Origin of the sequence: Pedobacter sp. KLB.chiD, from assembly GCF_047040275.1 — a bacterium.
Lineage (GTDB): Bacteria > Bacteroidota > Bacteroidia > Sphingobacteriales > Sphingobacteriaceae > Pedobacter.
Genome location: NZ_CP178207.1, coordinates 3,853,592 through 3,871,925, shown reverse-complemented (window position 1 = coordinate 3,871,925; position 18,334 = coordinate 3,853,592). Strand labels below are relative to the sequence as shown.

At 40.1% G+C, this 18,334-nt stretch carries 15 protein-coding genes; 9 read left to right on the top strand and 6 right to left on the bottom strand.

Annotation, left to right across the window (positions count from 1 at the left end; all coding sequences use genetic code 11):
* Positions 1–18: 18 nt before the first annotated feature.
* Both ACK1I8_RS15810 and pgi read right to left on the bottom strand, forming a co-directional pair.
* Positions 19–381, bottom strand: a complete 363-nt coding sequence (locus ACK1I8_RS15810; RefSeq protein WP_412466288.1) for a hypothetical protein — start codon at positions 379–381, stop codon at positions 19–21.
* 189 nt (positions 382–570) lie between these two features.
* Positions 571–2,217: a glucose-6-phosphate isomerase gene (pgi, locus tag ACK1I8_RS15805; protein ID WP_412466287.1), complete on the bottom strand. Its 1,647-nt coding sequence runs from the start codon at positions 2,215–2,217 to the stop codon at positions 571–573.
* Positions 2,218–2,503: 286 nt separating this feature from the next.
* Between pgi and ACK1I8_RS15800 the strand changes: the two genes are divergently transcribed.
* From ACK1I8_RS15800 to ACK1I8_RS15780, 5 genes are all read left to right on the top strand, one after another.
* Entirely contained in the window at positions 2,504–3,697 is a 1,194-nt protein-coding gene (locus tag ACK1I8_RS15800) for a hypothetical protein (RefSeq protein ID WP_412466286.1), read from the top strand.
* Positions 3,698–3,812: 115 nt separating this feature from the next.
* Positions 3,813–5,117 carry an amidohydrolase gene (locus tag ACK1I8_RS15795; protein ID WP_412466285.1) on the top strand — a complete coding sequence of 435 codons (1,305 nt, stop codon included), beginning with the start codon at positions 3,813–3,815 and terminating at the stop codon, positions 5,115–5,117.
* Between the two features lie 135 nt (positions 5,118–5,252).
* Positions 5,253–6,327, top strand: a protein-coding gene (gene prfB, locus ACK1I8_RS15790) for a peptide chain release factor 2 (protein ID WP_412466284.1) whose coding sequence is annotated in 2 segments (ribosomal slippage) — positions 5,253–5,312 and positions 5,314–6,327 — 1,074 coding nt in all. Because the reading frame shifts where the segments join, the coding sequence is not laid out codon by codon here.
* A 9-nt stretch (positions 6,328–6,336) separates the two neighbouring features.
* Positions 6,337–7,248 carry an alpha/beta hydrolase gene (locus tag ACK1I8_RS15785; RefSeq protein ID WP_412466283.1) on the top strand — a complete coding sequence of 304 codons (912 nt, stop codon included), beginning with the start codon at positions 6,337–6,339 and terminating at the stop codon, positions 7,246–7,248.
* A gap of 41 nt (positions 7,249–7,289) precedes the next feature.
* On the top strand, positions 7,290–8,090 hold the full coding sequence (locus tag ACK1I8_RS15780) for a hypothetical protein (RefSeq protein WP_412466282.1): 801 nt from the start codon (positions 7,290–7,292) through the stop codon (positions 8,088–8,090).
* A 79-nt stretch (positions 8,091–8,169) separates the two neighbouring features.
* Here ACK1I8_RS15780 and ACK1I8_RS15775 read toward each other — a convergent pair whose 3' ends face one another.
* Positions 8,170–9,249 carry a glycoside hydrolase family 18 protein gene (locus ACK1I8_RS15775; protein ID WP_412466281.1) on the bottom strand — a complete coding sequence of 360 codons (1,080 nt, stop codon included), beginning with the start codon at positions 9,247–9,249 and terminating at the stop codon, positions 8,170–8,172.
* Between the two features lie 64 nt (positions 9,250–9,313).
* A complete protein-coding gene (locus tag ACK1I8_RS15770) occupies positions 9,314–10,183 on the bottom strand; it encodes a transglutaminase-like domain-containing protein (protein WP_412466280.1) in 870 nt (289 codons plus the stop codon).
* Between the two features lie 44 nt (positions 10,184–10,227).
* Between ACK1I8_RS15770 and ACK1I8_RS15765 the strand changes: the two genes are divergently transcribed.
* From ACK1I8_RS15765 to ACK1I8_RS15750, 4 genes are all read left to right on the top strand, one after another.
* Positions 10,228–11,016 carry an O-methyltransferase gene (locus ACK1I8_RS15765; protein ID WP_412466279.1) on the top strand — a complete coding sequence of 263 codons (789 nt, stop codon included), beginning with the start codon at positions 10,228–10,230 and terminating at the stop codon, positions 11,014–11,016.
* Positions 11,013–11,672 (top strand): DUF1345 domain-containing protein, encoded by a 660-nt coding sequence (locus ACK1I8_RS15760; protein ID WP_412466278.1) that lies wholly within the window; start codon positions 11,013–11,015, stop codon positions 11,670–11,672. The genes ACK1I8_RS15765 and ACK1I8_RS15760 overlap by 4 nt, the downstream gene beginning before the upstream one ends.
* An 849-nt stretch (positions 11,673–12,521) precedes the next feature.
* Complete coding sequence (locus ACK1I8_RS15755; RefSeq protein ID WP_412466277.1) at positions 12,522–13,259, top strand: hypothetical protein; 738 nt, start codon at positions 12,522–12,524, stop codon at positions 13,257–13,259.
* Between the two features lie 6 nt (positions 13,260–13,265).
* Entirely contained in the window at positions 13,266–14,396 is a 1,131-nt protein-coding gene (locus ACK1I8_RS15750; RefSeq protein WP_412466276.1) for a hypothetical protein, read from the top strand.
* Positions 14,397–14,891: 495 nt separating this feature from the next.
* On the opposite strand, the gene ACK1I8_RS15745 is transcribed toward ACK1I8_RS15750, so the two are convergent.
* Together ACK1I8_RS15745 and ACK1I8_RS15740 are read right to left on the bottom strand one after the other, a co-directional pair.
* Complete coding sequence (locus ACK1I8_RS15745; RefSeq protein ID WP_412466275.1) at positions 14,892–16,022, bottom strand: polymerase; 1,131 nt, start codon at positions 16,020–16,022, stop codon at positions 14,892–14,894.
* A 132-nt stretch (positions 16,023–16,154) separates the two neighbouring features.
* Positions 16,155–17,456 (bottom strand): esterase-like activity of phytase family protein, encoded by a 1,302-nt coding sequence (locus tag ACK1I8_RS15740; protein ID WP_412466274.1) that lies wholly within the window; start codon positions 17,454–17,456, stop codon positions 16,155–16,157.
* Positions 17,457–18,334 lie beyond the last annotated feature (878 nt).

Sequence of the window (18,334 nt, the reverse complement as noted above, 5' to 3'; positions counted from 1 at the left end):
CGGCGTTATCTTGATAGGTTATTCTGGCATGCCCTTATCAAACCATGCCTGTAACAGTTCTCTTTCGCTTGTGGTTAAGGATCCTCCTTTGGGCATCGTTTTCGTAACCAATACACTATTGGCTACACGGGTATCACTTTTAATGGAGGCTATGCCATTAAATAGCCAAACTGATTTGATTGCCCCGTTCGGACCGTGGCAGCTGTTACATTTGGTTTGGAAAAGTGCGCCGGCAAAATTACTATAGGTTACATTGGCTGTGGTTACAGCAATTGGACCCGATGGGTTTGTTGGTTTCAATTCTTCTGCCTGTCTTTTAGAACAGGCAAAAAGTAGCGCCGTAATTGTGGCTGATAAAAAGATTGCTTTTGTTTTTTTCATAGCTATGTAATTAAGGTTAAAATTGCTGATGGATTCATTTTCTCTATATCCCCATGTTTGATTGTGGTGCAATCGAAATATTAACCGTTACGTAGCCTTAGCTGGAATGGTTGCCCTTTGATGAAAAAATAAAAGCCGTTCCGATTTTACATCAGAACGGCTTTCGGGGGAAATTATTTAATTAAAAGCTTATCTCCAGGCCTTATATTGGTTAATTAAACCATTGGTAGAGCTATCATGGCTGGAAATTTTTTCGCTGCCCGCCAGTTCGGGAAGAATCTTTTTAGCCAATTGTTTACCCAGTTCTACGCCCCATTGATCGAAACTGAAAATGTTCCAGATAATTCCCTGAACAAATATTTTATGTTCGTAAATGGCTATTAAGCTGCCTAAGGTGTATGGGGTTACTTTTTTCAATAATATAGAGTTGGTTGGGCGATTACCTTCAAAAACTTTAAATGGTGCAATTTTTTCAATTTCTGTATCAGATTTGCCTTCTTTCTTTAATTCGGCTGTTACTTCTTCTTCAGTTTTACCGTTCATTAAAGCTTCAGTTTGTGCAAAGAAATTTGATAATAAAATAGGATGATGATCACCCAATGGATTTAAACTTTGTGCCGGCGCAATAAAATCAGCAGGAATAATCCTGGTACCCTGATGGATTAACTGATAAAAGGCATGTTGGCCATTTGTGCCCGGTTCGCCCCAGATAATCGGTCCGGTTTCATAATCAACTTCATTACCATTTCTATCCACATGTTTACCATTACTTTCCATATCGCCCTGCTGGAAATAAGCGGCAAAACGGTGCATGTATTGGTCGTAAGGTAAAATAACCTGCGTTTCTGCATTATAAAAATTAATGTACCATACACCTAGTAAACCTAATATCACAGGAAGATTGCTTTCAAATTCCGCAGTTCTGAAGTGGTTATCAACTGCATGGGCACCAGCCAGTAGCTGTCTGAAATTTTCGAAACCTATACTTAACGAAATGGACAAACCGATAGCACTCCATAAAGAGTAACGACCGCCAACCCAATCCCAAAACTCGAACATGTTTTCCGTATCGATACCAAAAGCAGAAACGTCTTTAGCATTGGTAGATAATGCGGCAAAGTGTTTGGCAATATCACTTTCTTTTCCGCCTTTTTCTAAAAACCAGCTACGGGCAGAGTGTGCATTCGTCATGGTTTCTTGGGTAGTAAACGTTTTGGATGCGACTAGAAATAAAGTGGTTTCAGGATTTAGGTTGGCCAAAGTTTCAGCAATATGAGTACCATCAATATTTGAAACAAAGTGAATATTTAAATGATTTTTATAGTGTTTTAAAGCTTCGGTAACCATTACCGGGCCTAAATCTGATCCGCCGATACCAATATTTACCACATCGGTAATGGCTTTATCGGTATAACCTTTCCATTCACCGCTGATGATGCTGTTGCTAAACTTCTCCATTTTGGCCAGTACAGCATTTACCTCAGGCATCACATCTTTACCATCCACTAAAATTGGGGCATTGCTTAAATTACGTAATGCTATATGAAGCACGGAACGGTCTTCGGTTTCATTAATTTTATCACCATTGTACATTGATGTAATGGCTTCATCCAATTTACACTCCCGAGCCAACTGAATCAGGAGTGCTAATGTTTCATCGCTGATGCGGTTCTTGCTATAATCCAACAGGATATCTTCGAAAAAAACAGAAAACTTATTGAAACGGTCTGCATCTTCAGCAAAAAGATCTTTAATGCTTTTTTGATTAATATCTATAAAATGGTCGGCCAAATATTTGTAGGCCTCTGTTTCGGTGAAATTTATTTTAGGTAACATAATCTTTGTTTTTTTGTAAAAGTAATAAAGCAAAAATTTAAAATGGTCTTTTTAATGTGCTAAATCGATAAGAAATTTCAATATAAATAATATTGCCATGCTGTTTGTTCATCGATCTAATGGATGACAATCGATGTGGGATGTTATTGAGGAATTCGATAGCGATTAATCTTACTTTCGTCAGACTAGCGAAACATAATGATTAATAAACTTAATTGTATAGAGAATTTCAGATACTTATGTCTACGTACTTTAAAATAAGTACCTTTGAAAAAAAATAAAAAATATGCTTAGATCGCTCTCGCTATTGGCCGCCTGCTGCCTGTTTCTTTCTTGTTTCTTTTTCTCTTCATGCGAAAAGGAAGGGGTAACTAAAATAGATACGCTAAGAATTATTGATACCCTTGATGTTGATCGTCCAATAAATTTAAAAGCAACAAAAGGTATTTATGGTTCGCGCATTACAGTATCATGGACACCGATGCCTTTGGCTCAGAAATATCAATTATTCAAGTTTGATGTTACAACCCAGAAATATACTTTACTGAAAGAGTTAGCCGATACCACCTTCGATGATACAGCAATCAGTAAATCCTTGACCAAGAATTTTTACAAGGTAAGAACCTATAACAGTGCAAAATCTTTTAGTAGATTTAGTGATGCAGATTTCGGTTATACTTCAGCGTCCAACTATTATAAAGCACTTACTTTTGGTTCTGAAGGATATGGGGCTTCACAATTTAAGTTTAATATGCACATTGAGGTTGATAAAACCGGAAATATTTATGTAAGTGATGAAGAACTGAATAGGGTATTAAAATTTAGTGCTACCGGCAGTTTCATAGAGCAGTTTTATAGTGGATCGGCAGCCAGAGCCATAGCATTTTTTAATAATGGAAATTATGTTGCTACCCGAACACAGAGTAGTAGTTATGTTCAGATATTTAACTCAAACAAACAATTAATTAGAGAATGGGGTACTTACGGAACAGGAGATAGTAATTTTGGTAATATAGAATGTTTAACACTTGATGATGAACAAAATATTTGGATTGTTGACGGAGTGAATCATCGGATTAAAAAATATGATCAAAATGGAAATTTATTGCTGAAATTTGGTAAGCAGGGAAAAGCAGAAGGGGACTTTGATGCCCCATTTGGTATCTGCTATTTCAAAAACAAAATTTATGTTTCAGATACAAGGAATAATCGTATTGAAGTTTTTGACAAGAACGGTAAATTCTTAAAAGTTTTTGCCGTAAAGGGTTACCTTTTTGGCCTACGTGCTTTTGGCGATAATATTTATATTGCCAATTCTGGCGAAAGTGTTATAATCAAAACCGATGAGAATGGAGATATTCAAGAAAAAATAGGTTCCGGTTCATTTTTGAATTTAGTAGATGTAACTGTTGCGCCAAACGGAGATGTTTTGGCCTGCGATGTTTATGGCAGAAGGATAATCGTATTTAAAAAGGGTTAGATTTTTAAATTTATTTGAAAGCCATTCTATATCAGGATGGCTTTTGTCATTTTATACTATTCGATCTTTCTATAAATTTGTTTAGCTTAGAACACCTGAACTAAACTACCCATTTATGAAAAAAACATACCTGATCGGTTTTTTTATTCTCTCGTTAAATGCTTTTGCTCAAAAATCAGATTTACGGCCATTAGTCTCCCAAAAAGCAGACGCCATAGCGCAAAAAGTAATTACCTGGAGACGTGATTTTCATCAACATCCTGAACTTGGGAATAATGAAGTGAGAACGGCTGGTATCATTGCAAAACATTTAGAATCATTGGGTATACAGGTAAAAACAGGCGTGGCTAAAACAGGGGTAGTTGGTCTATTAAAAGGGGGTAAGCCCGGACCTGTTGTGGCGCTGCGGGCTGATATGGATGGCTTGCCTGTTACCGAGCGGGTTGATGTTCCATTTGCCTCGAAAGTAAAAACACAATATAATGGTCAGGAGGTTGGGGTAATGCATGCCTGCGGACACGATAGTCATGTTGCGATTTTAATGGGCGTAGCAGAAGTGTTGGCCGCTATGCAAAAAGATATACCGGGCACGGTTAAATTTATTTTTCAACCTGCGGAAGAAGGTGTACCTGAGGGAGATGAAGGCGGAGCAGCGCTTATGATTAAAGAAGGGGTGCTCGAAAACCCTAAAGTCGATGTTATTTTCGGCCTTCATATCAATTCGCAAACCGAAGTTGGTGATGTAACCTATCGTCCTGGCGGTACCATGGCCGCTGTAAACGATATGAAGATTACGGTTACGGGTAGGCAGGCGCATGGCGCTTATCCCTGGAGCAGTATCGATCCTGTGGTGGTTTCAGCACAGATTATCAATAACCTGCAAACCATTGTTAGCCGCAATTTAAATGTAACCGAAAACCCGGGGGTAGTTACCATTGGTGCCATTAATGGAGGTGTTAGGTCGAATATCATACCTGAAAAAGTGGAAATGCTGGGGACCGTTCGCAATTTCAGCAAAGAAGATGAGGCCATGTTTATCGAACGGATCAAAACCATTGCTACTAAAACAGCCGAGGCAGGCGGCGCAACAGCAGTAGTGAAAATACCATATAGTAACCATTATCCCGTTACCTTTAATAATATCGCACTCACCGAAAAAATGCTGCCCAGTATGCAGCTAACGGCAGGGAAAGCACATGTAAAGTTAAAGCCGCCGGTTACTGGCGCCGAAGATTTTTCTTTCTTTCAGGAAAAGGTACCAGGCTTGTTCGTGTTTTTAGGTGGTATGCCAAAAGGTAAAGATCCTTTAAAGGCGCCATCCCATCATACTCCCGATTTTTACCTTGATGAAAGTGGTTTCGCATTAGGAGTTAAATTACTTTCCAACCTCACGCTGGATTATATGACTATGAAGAAATAGAATTTGGTTCATTCCTGAACATATCTGATTGATTACAGAAAATAAGTTTAGTCAATTGGCTGTCGACGGATAGTTTTAATTTAAATCGCTTTCTGCCATGTGCTATGCTCAAAGCGATTTCCTATCTTTGTTTCCATGACAAAAGAACAGATTCAGGATTTAAGAGACAGAGTAGCGTCTCTGAGGAGGTATCTTTGACGTTGATGAGCTACTTTACGCCATCCGCGAAGAAGAAAAATTAACCATGGCGCCCGATTTCTGGGACGATCCGAAAAAAGCAGAAAAAATTCTGGCAGAAATAAGCTCAAAGAAGAAATGGACTGACGGCTTTAACCAAACCCATAATGCGGTTGAGGATGCAGCCGTGATGTTTGATTTTTTTCAGTCCGGAGATGCTTCGGAAGCTGAAATGAAAGAACAGTTCGAAATCGGTAAACAAGCTGTAGAAGATCTTGAGCTTAAAAATATGCTCCGCAGTAAAGAAGATCAGCTTTCGGCCGTCATGCAGATTACTGCCGGAGCCGGTGGTACCGAAAGTTGCGACTGGGCTTACATGCTGATGCGCATGTACCTGATGTGGGGCGAGAAAAACGGCTATAAAATTACCGAACAGGATAGTCAGGAAGGGGAGATTGCAGGTATTAAATCGGTAACCCTCCAGTTTGACGGCGATTTTTCTTACGGCTACCTCAAAGGCGAAAACGGTGTTCATCGCTTAGTGAGGATATCTCCTTTTGATTCGAATGCCAGGCGACATACTTCTTTTGCTTCCGTATATGTTTATCCTTTGGTTGACGATACCATTCAAATTGATATCAACCCCGCCGATATTGAATTTGAAACCTTCAGGGCAGGCGGTGCTGGTGGACAAAATGTAAATAAGGTTGAAACTGCAGTACGTTTGTACCACAAACCATCTGGCATTATCATCAAAAACCAGGAATCGCGCTCGCAATTACAGAATAAAGAAAATGCCATCCGTTTGCTGAAGTCGCAATTGTTCGAAATAGAAGAACGTAAGCGTAATGAAGCCATTGCCGCAGTAGAAGGATCGAAGAAAAAGATAGAGTGGGGTTCTCAGATCAGAAGTTATGTTTTGGACGACCGACGGGTAAAAGACCATCGAACCAATTACCAGACCTCTAATCCCGATGCGGTTTTAAATGGCGATATCAACGACTTTTTAAAGGCATATTTAATGGAATTTTAATTCATAAAAATGACAAAGTACTTTATCTTAATCACCACATTACTCATGGCTGTAAACTCAGGTGCACAGGAAGTAATCCCATTGTACAAGGGTGATATTCCAGGTGCAAAACCTACGCCGGCAACTTATGTTGAACATACCGAAGTGCGCAATAATGGCACGCTGAACGTGACTAAAGTATCAGTTCCAACGATGACGGTTTTCATCGCGCCAAAGGAAATGGCCACCGGAACAGCAGTAATTATTTGTCCCGGTGGCGGTTACAGTGGTTTAGCTTTCAGCCATGAGGGAACTGATGTTGCCAAACGCTTTAATGCCATTGGTGTAACTGCTTTCGTGTTGAAATACCGTTTGCCGAGCGATGAAATTATGGTTGATAAAACCTATGGCCCGTTGCAGGATGCACAGCAAGCCATTTATCTGGTTCGAAAAAATGCAAAGCAATATGGGATTAAGGCTAATAAGATTGGGATTATGGGCTTCTCTGCTGGCGGGCATTTCGCTTCAACTCTGGTGGCGCATTATAACGATCGTAAAATTCCTGACCCGGAAAATATAAGCCTGAGGCCGAATTTTGCTGCATTAATTTATCCCGTCATCAGTTTCGAAGAATCAGTACATACCGGTACCATGAAAAATTTATTGGGACCAAATCCTGCCGATAGTTTGAAACATTATTTTTCAGCCAATGAAAATGTGAACAAAAAAACACCTCCGGTTTTCCTTGTACATGCCAAAGACGATAAAACTGTTCCTTACGAGAACAGCATATTAATGAATGAAGCACTAAAGCAACATCATATTGATACCGATATTTACCTGTACGAAAAAGGTGGACATGGATTTGGCCTGATTAACAAAACTTCTGATGTGGATTGGTTTAACTTGTTGGCTAACTGGTTAAAAAAGGAGAAATTTTAATATCTTTGCAGGATATTTTAACCTCTTAACTACAAATTTTAATGCAAAAAATAATTAAATATGCGATGGTAGCCTTGGTTGCGATCATTGCAATGGCAAGCTGTAAAAAAGAAATTAACTGGAATGCCAGGCCCAATCCTAATGGCAATGGCTGCCAGCTGATGAATTCAAAGACCGACTTTGGTACATTGGGTGAGGTTGAAATCAGCTACAAATATGATGCATCTGGTAGACTAATCAGCGCAACAAGTGATGGGGAAACCATGACTTATACTTATTCTGCTAATAAAATTACAGGTACGCTGGAAAATGGCGAAAAAACAGAACTTACCTTGGCAAATGGTAGGGCTGTTTCCAGTTATATGTCTGATTTTTTTCCGGGGGTAAGTGCAACAAGAACCTATACCTATAATACTGATGGTTATCTAACGGTTGTTAAAAGCTATTTAGGGAATGTTTTGAATTCAACTGCCGAACTAAGCTACACAGGTGGTAATTTGACACAAGAGAAAGTGACCTATGCCGAAGATGGGAGTGTAGAGACCATTACTTACGAATACTCTGCAGAGGTGGCAGTAAACGCATACCAGATGGCCGATCCGCTTTCTGCCATTGTAGATTATGTACCTGGTAGCTATTTTGGAAAAATATCTAAAAACGTACTCAAAAAAACTGTTACAACTTCTAATAAGCTGTCTAGTGTTGATACACAGGAATTCAATTATGTTTTTGATAATAAAGGGAATGCAACATCTATTGTGATCAAAAGCTATATCAATAACGGTGGAAGCGCAAATGATACATCTTTAACCACAATAAGTTTAGTTTATAACTGTAAATAGGGTTTAATAAATATGGGAAAAGTCTGATCAAGATTTGTGGTCGGGCTTTTTGTGGAATGTGATTCTGACATAAACAGGGTTAATTCTTCAATAATCCTTTATAATCATTTATTGTTTTATCAATTACATCCAGTAAGCCATTGCGATAAGCATCATCTGTTAATTCCCAGAACATGATACCATTTAATTTTTGATCAATTACATATTTGGTTTTTAATGAAATGGATTTAGGATCATCAAAGGTTACCAGATATCGCGTTTTCTTGTTATAATAATATGGTGCTTTGGCTGTCTCGTCCCAATAATAGGTATAGCCATTTTCGGTTGAAAACTGTTTGCTGAAATCCTTAAAAGAAACACCTCTTAAAAATTTTGTTGGCTGATATAATCCATGGTCCGAATCTGTAGTGTTTTCAAAAATACGGGCATAAAATGCTGCACCTAATGCAATTTTCTGTGCAGGCACTCCTAAAGCAATTAAAGCTTTTACCGCATAATCTGCTGATAAAGTTTGCGAAGGAGTGGAATACAAAGGTGAATGGTGTCCGCTTTGTGTTGCATACCCGCTTACCAGATCGTAACTCATAACATTTACGCGGTTTACCAAAGGCATTACCTTATCCCATTCAAAGCAGGAATCAATGCAGTTTTTTGTGCCGCCTGCCGCAAAGCTGATCTCTGCTTTTTTACCGAGTTTGTTTCTTAGTTCCTTTATCAACAATGTAAAGTTATGCTTGTCATTAGGTGTATACCGGTGTCCGGGATAACCCAAAACGGCAGGATATTCCCAATCGATATCTATGCCGTCAGCCTTAAAAAAATCCAGAAGCGATTTGGTTGTTTCAGCAAATGTTTTTCGCCCGTCACTTCTGCTAAATATCTCCGAACAAGTAGCACAACCACCCCAGCCACCCAAAGCGATCATCACCTTTAAATCAGGCTTACGTTTTTTCAACTCCACCATCTTAAAAATCAAAGCCGAATCTTTGGCTAAAGCGATGTTTAAACTGTCACCTTTTAAATGTCCAAAACTGTAAATCAGATGACTTATCTTCTCAATCGGAAAACTATCAATAACGGATCCGCCCTGACCAGTGTAATAGGCAATAACATTTGGTTTAACTATTTTTTGAGCCTTCAGACTTCCAGCGAAAAGCATAAAAAGCATTAAAAGGCAAATTCCAGGCAGACTACTGATAATTTTGAACACGGGTTGGGAGATTTTATTGGCTATCTTCTGCTAAAATGCTTTGGAGTTCATTTAATTCAGCTACTTTCTCGGTCGCGCCGGCATTTTCATAAGCCGAAATCAGGTTTCTGATTACCCGGCGGATAATATCGGTATTACTGCATGGTTTATAATATTCGGGCAAAGCTTCTAAGTTAAGCTGTCGTAAAAACTGGTCTACATCGTGTTTGCCAAAAATGTTACCCCTGTTAAAAGCATTAATATAAAAAAGCACACCATACTCGGTACCTTCCTGCTTGCTGTCATCAATATAACCTAAAATAAAGTGCTGCGGCAAATTGATCCCATAAACCGGCAGATCCAACTTTTGGGCAAGGGTAGAATAAATAATGGCCAAAGAAATCTGGTTCCCTTTTTTGCTTTCTAAAACCTGATTAAGATAGGAGTTTTGCGGGTCGTGGTGGTTTTTGGTATTGCCACCAAAGCCATACTGCTGATATAAAACATGGTTGATCAGTTTTACTTTCTCAACAGAACTCATTTCGTATTGCAGACCCAGCCAGATCTCCCTTTTGATCTCCTCAATTTGGTTAATTACCTTTTGTTCGTCTAAATCTGGGTATTGGTAACGGTTGATAATCAAAGCGCCCTGCAATAAATCGAAAGCACCACTTAAATACCAGAGGTTTAAATCTTCTTTAACGGTTTTAAACTGGATTTGATGGACAATGTTTTCAATACGTTCCTGCATCAGTCCGTCGAAAGATTGTTCCCAGGCATTTTCTAAATAATGGATGACCTCACCACCATATTCAAGCAGTTTTTTCTCCACATGCTGGTACACTTCCTCGTCCGGATCGTCCAACAATTTAACTAAAGCGCTTATCTCTGCTATATTTTCCATAAAACATACATACGTTTGCGGCGTTTAATTACTTTTGCAATATTATGTTATTTCAATTTATTACAGATTATCTTAAACACCGTTTAACAGCCAAGAGCCGGCACGGAACGCATTCGCCATTTGTGTATAAGCTCGCCGATGAGGTAATTTACGATTTTAGTGACAAATCCGAATATAAAAATATAGAGAATCAACGAAAAAAACTTTTTAATGACGATTCCATCATTACCGTTACCGACCTTGGGGCGGGTTCCCACCTCAATAAAAACCGAACAAAGAAAGTAAGTCAGATTGCCAAAAATGCATTAAAAAGCCCAAAGTTAGCCAAGCTTATTTATCGGCTGGCCAAGAACACCAAAGCTAAAAGTGTGATTGAATTGGGGACTTGTTTGGGCATTACAACTGCTTATCTGGCAAAAACAGACGCCCAAACCCAGGTAATTACAATAGAGGGGTGTCCACAAACGGCGGAGGTGGCCAGAAAAAACTTCCGGGACCTGAATTTAGAAAATATCCAACTTCATGTGGGGAATTTTGATTTAATTTTGCCCGATATTATTGCCCAACAGCCTAGCCTCGATTTTGTTTACATCGACGGAAACCACCGTAAAGATGCTACTTTGAATTATTTTAAATGGTGCCTGCCAAAAGTAACCGAAAATTCCTTGCTCATTTTTGACGATATTTACTGGAGCAAAGGTATGAAAGAGGCCTGGACCGAAATTAAAAACCATCCTGATGTTACCGTGACCATCGATTTGTTTTGGATTGGTTTGGTGTATTTCAAAAAGGGACAGGCTAAAGAACATTTTAAATTAAAATTCAAGCAATGAAACTGGATGTGAAGTTAACAGGCATACAGAAAAAATCGGCCTTGTATATTCTTGTCTTAAGTTTTATCGCTGGGCTTGCAGGTTATCTGGGTTCTCTGCTGTTTAAAGTAAGTGTACTGACACATATGATGTTGGGTTGGGATATTTTTTGTCTGATGTTGATTTCTTTACACTGGTATCTGTTTTTTAAAACTTCAGTAGCAGAAACGCATCTCAAGGCGCGGATGCAGGATGAAACACGCGGGGAAATTTTTGCCATTGTGCTTATTTCCACTTTCGCCGGACTCCTGGCAGTTATTTTATTGCTTATTAATAAAGATGTAGAACCTGTTGATATTATAGCTGCAATATCTGGGATGTTTCTGTCTTGGTTCCTGGTGCATACTACCTTCTGTATGCGCTATGCTCATCTTTATTACGGTGATAGCGAAAGTCAGAAAGGTTCCGGGCTTGATTTCCCGGGAGACGAGGAACCTGATTTTATCGATTTTGCTTATTTTTCCTTTGTATTGGGCATGACTTTCCAGGTTTCGGATGTGGAAATCTCTTCCCGTGAAATCAGAAGACTTTCTTTATTACACAGTTTAATTGCTTTCATTTTTAATACCGTAATTGTAGCATTAACGATTAATGCATTGGCGGGGCTAAGCAAATAGCAATTCACCATCTTAACCAGAGCATTGCCAGGTGGAGCAATCTTTTATGCCTGTCATCCTGAACGCAGTGAAGGACCTTAAAATACATCATTATTAACAGGAGAGGGTGCCGTTAAAAGATTTATTCCGGCCAATAACAGAAGTTTTTTGGAAATGAAGGGTTCGGTTCCTTTGGCGGGCTTCCGTCCCGCTCCCGCTTCTGCGCCGATGAAAAATCGGTCGCATCCCGCTTCGATCGGGTTTAGTTACAGCGGTCAAGCTTTTTTGGCTACCTATCGGGAACAGGCCGTTCAGTCATAAACCTGACAGCAGCGAACACGAAGTGCAACGAAGTAAAGCGGATGGCGGGGCTACAGCAGCCAAGAACCGGAAGCCGTTCGTTTTCAAATAAAAAACACATTGAAAGTAGGAAATGAACAGATCAATTCTTTTGGTGGTCTTCAGTTCCGCGCCCGTTTCTGCGTTCGATGAAAAATCGTCCGCCTGCAACGGCAGGGGTGTTAAGCTCCTGTGACTACATACCGGGAGCAGGCTCGCTTTAAAATGGAAATCTTCTATCGGTTTTTGTCCGGACGATGGTTATGACTTTTAGGTTTATGGCCCATTTTACCTGTTCATTTTTATAAACTACGAAAATTTCGTCACTCCAAAAGGCCAGAATATCACTCGAAAATGCCCGTTCGTCAAAATAGGTTGACGAAGTCATTTCTTCTATTCAAATTTAGCTATCACCAGGGGAGATGAATAAGATGCTGCTAAAGAAGATCGAAGAGATGACCTTACACCTGATTGATCAGTAAAACAATTAAAAGTACAAAAGAATGAAATAAATCAAACCAAACGAAGGAAATGAAAAAGTTTATATTACTAGCCATGCTGATTGTTTTTCTTCAGTATGTGCATGCACAAGTGAATGTCTTTCCTGATACCGGAAAAGTTGGAATAGGAACGGCAACACCCCGTTCACACCTGGAAATAAAAGAATGGATACCTTCCATGAATATTGCTTCCGATAAATACACGGAGATTATGGTTGATAATGAAGTGATTGGCAGCATAAACTTTTATAAACACTATTCCATCGCTCATGCGGCAGCCATCAAACTATTACATGCCGGAGGCCCTACGCAATATGGACAGGCTCATCTGGCATTTTACACCAGTAACGAGTGGAATCCATTTAATGCTATCCCCAGTGAACGAATGCGGATTGCTTCAACTGGCGAGGTAATGATCGGTACAACACTTTCTCATGGATACAAATTTTCGGTAAATGGCAACATCAGGGCGAAAGAGATTAGAGTGGAAACCAGCGATTGGCCGGATTATGTATTCGAGGAAACTTATCCTTTAGAAAGTTTGCAGCAAGTAGAGCAATACATTAAGGATAACAAACGCCTGCCTGGGTTTCCGGCAGCAAAAGACATTGAGCAGCAGGGGTTGGCGCTGGGGGATATGCTTAATCGGCAGCAAAAGAAAATTGAAGAGCTGACTTTGTACCTGATCGAAAAGGATAAAGTTATGCAAAGCCTGTTGAAAAGAATAGAAGAACTGGAAAAGAAGGAAACCAAATCAAACTTAAAATAAACATATATGAAATTATCGCAATCGATTATTCTGATTTTATTTTCTTATGGTATTAATGTCCAGGCACAGAATACCTTTCCGACTAATGGCAATGTGGGGATCGGAACCACCACACCCGACCAGAAACTCACCGTTAAAGGTGGGGTTGGTTTTGATTTTAATGCTTCAGACAAAAAACTCTATTCACCCATGGATGGAACCTTAGAATGGATGACCCATAATGGAGCGGGTGAACATGGCTTTGCCGTTAGCCACCAAGGAAACAAAGTAATCTATTTAAATACCAGTGGAAACAGCTATGTCAACGGTGGGAATGTAGGAATAGGCACGGATGCACCATGTGCAAGACTACATATTGTTGATCCTCCCCGGGATTCAGATGATGGGTCTTTAATCATTGGAAATACAAATTCAACGAATCTTCGCATAGGTGTTAATACAGGATTTAGCTGGATCCAATCTCGTTCTAATAGACCGCTAAGAATAAATGGTGCTGGAAATAACGTGATAATGAACCTTGCAGATGGCAATGTAGGCATTGGTACCGAAAATCCTGATCAAAAATTAACAGTAAAGGGTGGGATTGGTTTTGATTTCAATGCCTCTGATAAAAAGCTCTATTCCCCTATGGATGGAACCTTAGAGTGGATGACCCATAATGGAGCGGGTGAACATGGTTTTGCCGTAAGCCATCAGGGTTATAAGGTAGTTTACCTGAATACCAATGGAAACAGCTATATCAACGGGGGTAATGTGGGAATTGGCACTACAACACCTAAAGAATTATTATCCGTTAATGGCAACATCAGGGCTAAAGAGATTAGAGTGGAAACCAGCGATTGGCCGGATTATGTTTTTAAAGCGGGTTATCAGTTTCCCGATTTGGATGAAACTGAAAATTACATCAATGCCCATAAACACCTGCCCGGTGTGCCAGCAGCAGCAATTGTTGAAAAGGATGGTATTTTGCTGGGTGAAATGAACAAAATCCTGTTGAAAAAAATTGAGGAACTGACTTTACATCTGATTGATCAGCACAAATCCATTAAACAACAGCAGGACCAACTCCAAATTCAAAATCGTACCATCGGCGATTTAAAACAGGAAATGGATCAACTGAAATCTACAAAAAAATAGTATTAAACGGAAGAAAAATAAATCCAACTAAAATCTGAATGCTCGCAAAAATCAAACAACTAATCCCTAGCCGACGCGAAGGTAGAATATCGTGCTAAAGATTCTGTTAAGATGAGCAGGGATAAAAGCATCATTTATTTATTTGGCGACGCGATGGTTGTTTATAATGGTATAAACTTAATGGTTCAAAAATTACCTATAACAGAACAAATAATACCATTTCGGCTAATGGTGCTACCGCTTCTTCAAATAAAATTGCTAGGCTGATTAAAGCTGATCGTATTGACCTGGATCTGAAAACTTCGGAAGCCAGATTGTTTGGTGAAAATTTTTAATCTTTTATTAGATTTTCATTTTCCGTGCTTTCGGTGTTTCCGTGGCAATAAACTATCTGTGTGGATCAGTAGCTAAAAAATCCTTCGACTCCGCTCAAGATGAATACTAGGCTAAGGCCACTATGCCATCAACCCTTTTCCATCTTACCTCATCCATCCCCTAAAACGCTTCCGCTAAGCTGATGTAAAACCCTGCCTGGCGTTTTTCATTGGGTAACTTTTCGCCAATACCATAATCAAGCCGTACACTTAAACCTTTTGCCGGATCGAAAAAGTAACGACCACCAAAACCATAATTAGGTTTTAGTCCATCAGTATTAAACTGACCATTGCTAAATACTTTGCCTGTGCCTGCGAAAGCTACAATACCAAAACGGTCCATAAAACGGTAGCGGATTTCAGCTTGTGCTGCCATTAAATTTTCATCCCGGTAGCGGCCGCTGTAATAGCCCCGCATCATTTGGTCATTACCCAATTGCTGCAACAAATAAAATGGTGTGCTGTTGCTTTGTATGGTATAATAAATGCCCTGTACACCCAACACTACCTTTGGAGCTATACTGAAGAAACCGCGGAGATCAAGCTTAATCTGTGAGCCATTAAAATTTTCCCCGCCAAAAAAATCCGGCGCATATTGATAAGTGGCCCTTCCGAAAAAACCTTTGGTTGGATAGTTGTTGCTATTGCGGGTATCATAACTTTGCGATGCACCAATCCAGGCTACAGCACCACCATCTCTATCTAGAATTTGTGAGTTAGTGGAATAAATACCGCCCGGTTGCCTGTCTATAAAATGATGGTTCTCAAAACCTAATGAGATACCCGTATAAGCCTTTGGCAAAGTATTCATTTCGGCATCAAAAAGTGTTTTGAAAATCCTTTGATCTAATTTGTTTTCATCTGATTTTGCGGTATAGTTGCCAATACCATAAAAGTTAAAGGGCTGGTTTTTGAAACGGACATCCCCAATAAAATGGTATTTATTCCCTTTAGTCCACATATCGCCCTTTAGCATAAAATTAGCTGTCTTTTTGGTAGAGTAGGTGGTATTCAGTGCAAAATTGGAACTGCGGTTCAGCGTGTCTTTACGGTCTATATAAAAAGAATAAATAGCGCCAACACCAAATTCGAACCCGGTTTCCTGACTATATCCAAAAGCAGGCAAAGGTAAAAAGCTGGCTTTACGTGTGGTATCCTTTTCGTTCGAGAGCATTTTCCTGATCAGTTTCATTTGCGCAAAAGAACTTCCTGAAACGAACGCCAGTAAAATGCCCAGATAATATTTTTTCATTGGCGCAAATTACTCATTTTATTCTCTTGATCGGCTGCTTTTGTCCCTGAATTCAGAAAACCCATACCCAGGCTATTAAAAAAAAGAGCGGGTTTTCACTTCCGCTCCTTTTACTTCTCGGTTTTATCGTATTTACAGGTTTACTTTAATGAAATAAAGCCTGTTCCGGTCTACCGATTTTGTAGCAGGTAAAATCTTCTGTGCAAATCCACTGGCGCCATTATCTACTACGCCAAAATCATCATCATTGGAAATTACCAGGAGGTTTCCTGGCAATAACGCCAGCCCTTCTGCTTTATCGTGAGGATAGGAGCCTGGTAAATCTTTAATCAGGTCTAATACCTGCGATTTGCTTACCGGTACAATACCGGCATCGCTGAGCCCTTTGGCATTTAACAATTCCTCAACGGTTTTGCCTCCATAAAGTTTTCCGTTTTCGCCATTTGCCACATCTGAAATATCTGTGGCTTTGCTGATGTCAATTTTGAATACTTTTTTAAACGGTGTAGCGGTATTACCGGGATCTATACCGTAATTACCGTCGCGCTCAAGGGTTAAAAAAGTGGTACTGTTTACGGCTACAATTTCGCTTACGCCGGTTAAGGAAGCACTTTCCATGAGGTAGGCAAATTGTTTGGTATCTCCGGTAGCAATATCAAAAGTTAGGATTCTGATCACCGTTGAGCCGGAGACCGCAGATTTTGACGGATTATACATTGGCGATTGCATGATGCCTACGAGGGTTTTGCCATCGGGCGTTATGCTTAAGCCTTCCATGCCACGGTTGGCTCGTCTTTTAGCAAAAACGGTTGGGATTTTACGGCCGCCGGTGCCACTTCCGAAGGGATTGATTCTTTCAAGGGTTTTTCCGTTGGCATCAAAGTGTACCAGGTGAGGGCCATATTCATCACTTACCCAATAAGAACCGTCTGCCGCTCTAACTAATCCTTCCGAATCAATTCCATCAGCACTCGGACTAATGGCATTGCCATTTAAATCAAAAGGTGTTTCTCCGGTAGCACCCATACCAGTGGGATTGGGTATTCCATTTAACTTGTTTCCTGATGCATTTTTCAGTTCTATGGTTTGTTCGAGATATAGTTTACCATCCTTGAGTCTGAACTTGCCAATCTGTGGAGCAAAATCTGGTTTGCCGATAATGATGGAGTTTGATGCCTGCCCACCTACGTTGGCACCCCGATCGGTAAGCATATAAAATACAGTTGGCTCTGTCGGATCAGCAGCTAAGGCCGAACCAAATCCCCCGTTATATACATTTACGCCGCTGGCGGTAGTAAAAAGTATAGCCGGCGAATTGACTTCGGCCATGTTAGGATAATTAACTGTAGCGGAAATTTCTTCTCCTTTGTTTTTTTTACAGGAAATGGCCGCAACTGCATATAATGCGGTTATAAAAAGTAATTTTTTATTCATTTGATTGGATTGGATGCGCGAAATTAGATGGAGCATGTTAATCCAGTATTAAATAAGGGTAAAAAAAACGCATAGGCGTAGGAGCTAAATGGAAAGATATATTTTAAGTGTATTATCCCTGCTGTCCGTAGAATTCCAAATGACTTTACGGATTCAGAAATGAGAGCGGGTCTCTGGCCCGTTTCAGATAAATAACTTGATGTTGAGTTTGGAAACTGGATCCGGTTACATTACCTTTCTAATGATAGATCCTTCGATTCTGTTCAGGATGACGATCGCCGGGAATTGATGCAATGCCCGCCGCCGCCTAAACCGGATTGTTGGGGAAAGCCCGCAGGTGAGGCAGGAGCCGCGGACTTGTATCAAAAAGCCGGGCTGACTTTGATAAAGGTTGCTGCAACTGCTTTCCGAAAAAATATAATAATAAACTCTTCGGATGATAGATCCTTCGACTCCGCTCAGGATGACGACCTGGGGGGATTGTTGCATTTGTATACTGCTAGCGACTTTTGATAAACGAATTCTTCTATTCTGTTCAGGATGACGATCGCCGGGAATTGATGCAATGCCCGCCGCCACCTAAACCGGATTGTAGGGGAAAGCCCGCAGGTGAGGCACGAGCCGCGGACTTGTACCAAAAAGCCGGGCTGACTTTAAAAATAGCTACTGTCATTGCTTTCCAAAAAAGATGTGATCGCTTATCTGCCGTGAAAGATCCTGAAACAAGTTCAGGATGACGCTCGAGTTGGGGAACTGTTGCATTTATATGCCGCAGTTGCTTTTTCAATAAAATGCTGAAACACCCGTCCGACCGGCCGGGCGGAGGTTCAGGATGACGAATCGTGAGGGCATGATATGCTAATCTATAGCGGCTAATT